The organism is Streptomyces sp. Ncost-T10-10d (assembly GCF_900091955.1).
In the GTDB taxonomy this organism is placed as follows: Bacteria; Actinomycetota; Actinomycetes; order Streptomycetales; family Streptomycetaceae; genus Streptomyces.
Window position 1 is genome coordinate 1 of sequence record NZ_FMDF01000228.1, and the last position, 6,363, is coordinate 6,363.

Here is a 6,363-nt window from a genome sequence, read left to right on the forward strand (position 1 = left end):
CCGAGCGCCAGCCCGGCCAGGACGTCCGTGCCCCGGCGGACCCCGCCGTCCAGGAGCAACGGGCAGGCGCCGGCCACCGCGGCCGCGATCTCCGGCAGCGCCTCCAGCGTCGCCGGGGCGCCGTCCAGCTGGCGGCCACCGTGGTTGGAGACCACGATGCCGTCCACCCCGGCGGCGAGCGCCCGCCGGGCGTCCTCGGCGGTGAGGATGCCCTTGACCAGCACCGGCATCGAGCTGATGGAGCGCAGCCAGGCGACCACCGACCAGTCGAGGGAGGCGTCCAACGCGGTGCGGGCGTGCCCGCTGGGCGAGGCGAAGTCCCCGCCGGGGAGGTTGGCCGGGGTGACGCCCTCGGGCAGCCGGAAGTCGTTGCGCAGGTCGCGCAGCCGACGGCCGAGGTGCGGGGCGTCCACGGTGAGCACCAGCGCCTCGAAGCCGGCCCGCTCGGCCCGTTCGACGAGGGCGCGCGTCGTGGCGCGGTCGCGGAAGCAGTACACCTGGAGCCAGAGCGGGGCGGTGGCGGCCTCGGCTATGGACTCGAAGGTGCGGCTCGCGAAGGAGCTGACGACCAGCGGGATCCCGGCCCGGCCCGCGCCCCGGGCGGTGGCGACCTCGCCGTCCGGGTGCGCGAGGGTGTGGTAGGCCATCGGTGCGACCGCGAGCGGCGCAGCCCAGGTGCGGCCCAGGATCCTCGTGCCGGTGGCCGGGGTGGCGAGGCCGGTGAGCACCCGGGGGCGCAGCCGGACCTGCTCGAAAACCGCCAGGTTGGCGGCCAGGGTGCGCTCCTCGCCGGCGCCGCCCGCGAGGAAGTCCCAGACGGCGGGGTCCAGCCGGTCGCGGGCCAGGGCCGCGTAGTCGGCATGGGTCAACGGGCCGGCGCCGACGGTAGCGTTGGCGGCCATCAGGAGGTCAACCTGTCGCGCTCGACGGCCTCGTACAGGGCCCGGATGTTGGCACTGCCGAAGCCGCGCGAGCCCTGGCGCTGGATCAGTTCGAAGAAGAGCGTGTTGCGCTCGTACGGGGAGCGGGTGAACAGCTGCAACAGGTCGCCCCACTCGTCGCGGTCGGCCAGCACCTGGGCCTTGCGCAGCTCGGTGACCTGCTCGGCCATGCCCTCGAACCGCTCGGCGAGCAGGTCGTAGTAGGAGTCCGGGGTGGAGAGGAATTCCACTCCGCGCTCCCGGCTCCTGGCGACGGTGGGGATGATGTCGTCGACCAGGAAGGCGAGGTGCTGCACTCCGGGGCCGCCGTTGCGTTCCAGAAAGGCGTTGAGCTGGCCCGGCTCCCGGGCGGGGTCGGGGGCGACGAGGGTGAAGGTGACGCGGCCGGACGCGCTGCGTACCACGATGGAGTCCATCGCCTGCCCGCCGACGGCGACGTACTCGGTGGAGTAGCGGGAGAAGCCGAAGGCGTCCCGGTAGAAGTCGGCGTACTCGCCGAGGGTGTCTCCGGCGACGCAGACCGCGATGTGGTCGAGGAGGCGTATCCCGCCCGGCTCGGTGGGGGGTGCGGCCGGGATGGGGGTCCAGCGGCGCCCGTCGGCGAGCAGGCCGTCGGCGGCGTGGGCGGCCGCCGGGAGCAGGGTGTGGGCGACGCCGCCGAAGCCCTGGACGGCCGGGTTACCGCGGGCGGAGGAGAGCTGCATGGCGCCGACGGCCACCGCCTGCTCACCGACCGCGGTGACGTCGTCACAGGTCATGGCGATGTCGGCGATGCCGTCGCCGTGTTGGTCGAGGAACTTCCAGATGCCGCGGCCCGACGTGACCACCAGCCGGGTCTGGCCCTGGCACAGCAATACGGAGCTGCGGTCGGTCTCCACGGAGTCCGCGACCCGGGTGAAGCCGAGGGCGGAGACGAAGTAGTCGACGGCGGAGACCTTGTCCGTTGCGAACAGCTCGACGTAGGCGATGTCCTGCACAGCCATGCTGCTACCTCCTGACCGGCCGGGGCCGGTGGCGTTTCGTGGTTGACGTGGCTTCGTGGGATTCGGGCCCCCGGGCGGCATGTGCGGCGATGAGCGGTGCGCTCGTCGGGAGGCAGACGGCATCCGGGCCTGGCCGATGGAGGAGGTCCAGGTCCGTGAGACTCGGTCGGACGGTGGCATGGACGGTGTCGATGGACTTCACGATCAATCGCGCCCACCAGCACGCCGCCGAGGCCCGCAGAAGGGGGCCTCGGAGGGGTACGAGCGGGAAATTCCGGCACGTTCGGCGGCCGGCCGGGCGCTCGGACGTTCCCGGGGCGCGCTGACGACCGAGGTCCGTCTCACCTGCGAAGGCCGCACCTCGCCCGTGGCCTTCGTGGTCATTACCGGCAACGTCGACGACGTCACTGCCTCAAGGGCGGTCACGAGGTCGGCGCGGGTGCCCCGGACCGGTGCCGGGCGCCCCGGCCGCAGGCCCGATGCGGTCATCGCCGACCAGGCATGTCCCTCGCGGGCGATCCGGCGGGGCCTGCGGCGGCGGGGCGTCCGGGGCGTCGTCCCGGAACGGGCCGACCGGGCCGGCTGCCCGCTACCAGGCGGCTACCAGCGCCATTCCTGCTGCTTGAACAGGTGGCCTGCCTTGATGTCGCGGTCCTTGCACCAGGTGAGGAACTCCTCGATCTGCTTGATCTGGTAGGTGTCCTCGGTGTAGGTGGTGGCCATCACGTGGCCGAGCCAGTCCTCCTCGCCCATGGCGTAGACGTACGCCTCCTTGGCCCCGAGCTCGGTCATGATGGCGGCGGCCTGCTCGGCGTTGGAGCCGGAGAGCTTGCGGGAGTTGCTCATCTTCTTGGTGACCGGGATGGTCAGCAGCGCCTGGTAGAGCCATGTCAGCGGCGCACCGTCGCACTCCATGCCGAGGAAGGCCATGTCGGCGGTACCCAGGTGGCCCTTGACGTAGCGGTAGAGAGCGGGCTCGATGCCGGAGGAGTCGGCACCGATGAAGATCTTCTTGCCGGCCAGCTCGGCCCAGTAGGTGGACTTGGCGCGGATGTCCAGGTCGCAGTGCTCTCCGAGGAACGGCGTCGCGGTGATCTTGCCGCCGGGGAACTCGACCTCGTCGAAGTCGTCGACCTCGATGACGTTGAAGCCCTGGTGGCGCAGCAGCAGCGCCATCGACGGGTCGGCGAGGTTGCCGCGCGAGGAGCGCGGCACGACGATCGCGCCGAGCCGGCCGCGCAACTGGAGCAGGGTCTCCAGGACGATGTGGTCCTGGTGTCCGTGGGTGATGACCACCAGGTCGATGTAGTCCGGCAGGTCGTCCAACGTGTAGCGGTCGCCCGCGGTGGAGTCGGCGCTGATGAACGGGTCGGTGACGATGGCCGCCTCGGGCGTCTGCAGCACCAGGCAGGCGTGCCCGAAGTAGCGGATGCGGCCGCCGCTCTCGATGTGGCGGTCCTCGGCGAGGCTCGGACGGTCGCTCAGCATGCCGGCCAACTGGGCGGCCTGGGCGTCGTCGAGCTCCAGCGCCTCGCGCAGGTGGGCGAGTGTCGTGCCGTGCACGCGGGCCTTGAACAGCTCGGTGAGGCCGTCGTGCCGGAACGGGATGCCCAGCTCCAGGACGTCCGGTGACGGCAGGCGCGGGGTGCTGAGAATGAACGGGCGCTCGATGCCGGTCTCGAAGGAGAGCTGGACCGACTGGCGCGACTCGTCGTAGACGTTGCTCTTGTAGACCACCGGCTCCATGAAGCGGATCTGCGCCTGGTTGTCGGTGTCGTAGGCAAGTTCGATGAGACCGGCGAGCTCGGGGGGCATCTTCGGGTAGAGCGGGGTCAGGTCGAAGCCGGTGGCGTTGGCTCGCAGGATCTCCTGGCCGGCGGCGACAGCCTCGGCGAAGCGCAGCATGTCCGCCCGGTCCCGCTTGATCGCGGCGAGCAGGTCGCGGACCTCGTCGGCGCGCGACTCGGGGATGTTGATGAAGTAACCGCCGCGCAGCTCCGGGTTGTTGCTGGCCGCGACGTGCACCTGCGGGGACTGCAGGTACGACTCGAGCAGTGGTACCTGCAGGAATGCGAGATTCATTGCCGCCTGTACCGGCGCCGCGGTGTACGGCCAGGCGAAGAACCTGTCCACCAATGGCTCGATAATGACCTTTGACCGCAGAAACAACTGCTCGTCGGACATCTGCACCCCTCTCTCCAGGAGAAAGTAAAAGAAATTGACCGGCCGACCGGGTATCGCGCCAGATTTTCGGGGCGATATCCGGCCCGGGCCGGGCTGGAATGACGACCAGAGAGAATCAGCTAAGGCCTGGAGTCCAGGGGAGCCGACGAAACGCACCCCGCCTCGTCGCACACAGAGCGCTCTCCTGAATCAGGATGACCCGGGGCGACACGATGGATCAATACTCGGCGGCGGGGCACGGACGTTGAACACGGACAGGTGGCGGGGCGCGCCGGCGAGGGCTGTGGACACCCCGCCGCCCGCTGTGCAACTGCGTCGCCGCGGCGGTTGAACGGCAGTCCGCCGGACGTCGGCACGCGGCGGTCCTCAGAGCGTGAACCGCTCCGTGGTGAGCTCGTGCAGCGGCACCACGTTCAGGAAGGCGACATCGCCGATCCGCTGCGCGCTCAGGCCCGTCACCGTCAGCGACTTGTCGGGGTTCAGCACCACCGATGCGCCCTCGTCGGCCAACAGCGCGGTCAGCACCGCGACATCGGGCGTGCGCACCGACACCCGCGGCCCGCCATCCGGCCCAGCGGTCCGCGCCATGCGCGCCCCGGCGGCCGGCTCGCCCCGTGCGAGGACCACCAGTTCGTCGGCCATCGCAGCCAGTTCGGCGGGAAGCTGACCGGACAGGAGTACCGTACGGCCCTCGGCGGCCAGCCGCCGGAACAGGTCCCCTGCCCAGGCCAGGCGCGGCTGATCCAGCCCGTTGAGCGGCTCGTCGAGCACGAGCACCGGGGGGTCGCCGAGCAGCGCGCAGGCGATGCCCAGCTGCTGCCTCATGCCGAGCGAGAACCTGCCGACCCGGCGCTGCTCCACCTCGGCCAGCCCGACCAGCTCCAGCACTTCGTCCACCCGACGTCGCGGAATGCCGTGCCGCCGGGCCATCCCGGCCAGGCACTCGCGTGCGGTGTTCCCCACGTGCGGGCAGTACACCGCGTGAGTGTCCAGCAGCGAACCGACCTCACGCGGGCCGGGCGGACGGTCCCCGTACGTCCGGCCGCCGATCGCGGCGCTGCCGGCGCTCGGTGCGTCCAGGCCCAGCAGCACCTGCAGCGTCGTGGTCTTGCCGACGCCCCCCGGCCCGAGGAGTCCGGTGACGCGCCCGGCCGCGGCCGTGAAGCTGAGGCCGTCGACGGCCGTGACATCGCCGTAGCGCTTGGTCAGTTCCCTGATCTCGATCATGATCACCATGCTGGAGTGGGCCGGGCCCGCGCGGCATCAGGCCACGAGCAGCAATCGCCGACGCGCCTGTCGACCCCGGGATGACGCCCGTGGCCTGATGCCGCCCACGAGCGGATCTGATATGGCTCACCGCGCCCGGCCGATGCCCGCCGTGTTCCCCGTGCCGCCAAAACCTTCGCCGACGGGGCCGCGGTGAATTCCCGTTCCGGCCCGAAGGGCGGCTGGTCCGGTCACCGGCTCCATGACGAGCCTTTCGCACAAAGAACCCGCACTGCAAGGATGACGGGCACTTCTGCACTGTCCACAGAATTCCCCCTTAAGGAGCCCTCGATGGGCCGTACATCGGCGCGGAGAAAACACCTCGACCCGGCCAGCCCAAAAGGAACCGGAGACCCGGACGGAAAGGTGCTACGGAATGTCTGAGCACCCTATCGGACCGGCCCCCGCCGCGGTGGCCGTACCTCCGCTCGGCCGCACCGACGTCGAACGCGCCGCGCGGGAACTCGCCGGACGGGTCTGGCGGACCCCGGTCGTGCGCTGCGAACCGCTGGACGCGGTCGCCGGCGCCCACCTGTGGCTGAAGGCCGAGAACCTCCAGCGCGGCGGCTCGTTCAAGGTCCGTGGTGCCCTGCTGGCCGTCGACGAGCTCGCCCGCGCCGGGAGCCGGGGCGTGATCGCCCAGAGCACCGGCAACCACGCGATCGCCGTCGCTCTCGCCGCCGGCGAACACCGGCTGCCCGCCACGCTCGTACTGCCCTCCGACGCGCCGCCCACCAAGATCCGGCGGATCCGGGAGACCGGCGCCGAGGTGGTCACCGCCGGCACCCTGCTCTCTGAACGGACCGCCGTGGTCGCGGAGTTGCGGGAGCGCCACGGCTACGACCCGGTCGACCCCTACCAGAACCCCCAGGTGGTGCTCGGCCAGGCCACCGCCACCGCCGAACTGCTCGGCCAGGTGGCGGCCGAGGGCGTCCGGCTGGACGCCGTCGTCGTGCCCGTCGGCGGCGGCGAGCGCGGTGGCCGGCGCC

Annotated in this window: 6 protein-coding genes; 1 reads left to right on the forward strand and 5 read right to left on the reverse strand. The window is 71.3% G+C overall.

The annotated features are described in order from the left end of the window. The 5 genes from GA0115254_RS41540 to GA0115254_RS41555 form a co-directional block, all read right to left on the reverse strand. Positions 1-902: alpha-hydroxy acid oxidase (locus tag GA0115254_RS41540; RefSeq protein ID WP_141721001.1), on the reverse strand; the 902-nt coding region annotated here is incomplete at its 3' end. After that, positions 902-1,924, reverse strand: coding sequence for a 4-hydroxyphenylpyruvate dioxygenase (gene hppD, locus GA0115254_RS41545; RefSeq protein WP_093900450.1), 1,023 nt, complete (start codon positions 1,922-1,924; stop codon positions 902-904). The genes GA0115254_RS41540 and hppD, both read right to left, overlap by 1 nt. Before the next feature lie 204 nt (positions 1,925-2,128). Beyond that, the gene (locus GA0115254_RS48085) at positions 2,129-2,413 is read right to left on the reverse strand and encodes a phage DNA packaging protein J (protein WP_107451514.1); all 285 of its coding nucleotides are present in this window, start codon (positions 2,411-2,413) and stop codon (positions 2,129-2,131) included. A gap of 111 nt (positions 2,414-2,524) precedes the next feature. Next, positions 2,525-4,108 carry an MBL fold metallo-hydrolase gene (locus tag GA0115254_RS41550; RefSeq protein WP_093900452.1) on the reverse strand — a complete coding sequence of 528 codons (1,584 nt, stop codon included), beginning with the start codon at positions 4,106-4,108 and terminating at the stop codon, positions 2,525-2,527. A 366-nt stretch (positions 4,109-4,474) separates the two neighbouring features. After that, positions 4,475-5,335, reverse strand: a complete 861-nt coding sequence (locus GA0115254_RS41555) for an ATP-binding cassette domain-containing protein (protein WP_176740512.1) — start codon at positions 5,333-5,335, stop codon at positions 4,475-4,477. A gap of 415 nt (positions 5,336-5,750) precedes the next feature. Here GA0115254_RS41555 and GA0115254_RS41560 point away from each other — a divergent pair. Continuing rightward, a partial coding sequence (locus GA0115254_RS41560) for a pyridoxal-phosphate dependent enzyme (protein WP_141721002.1) occupies positions 5,751-6,363 on the forward strand: 613 nt, incomplete at its 3' end.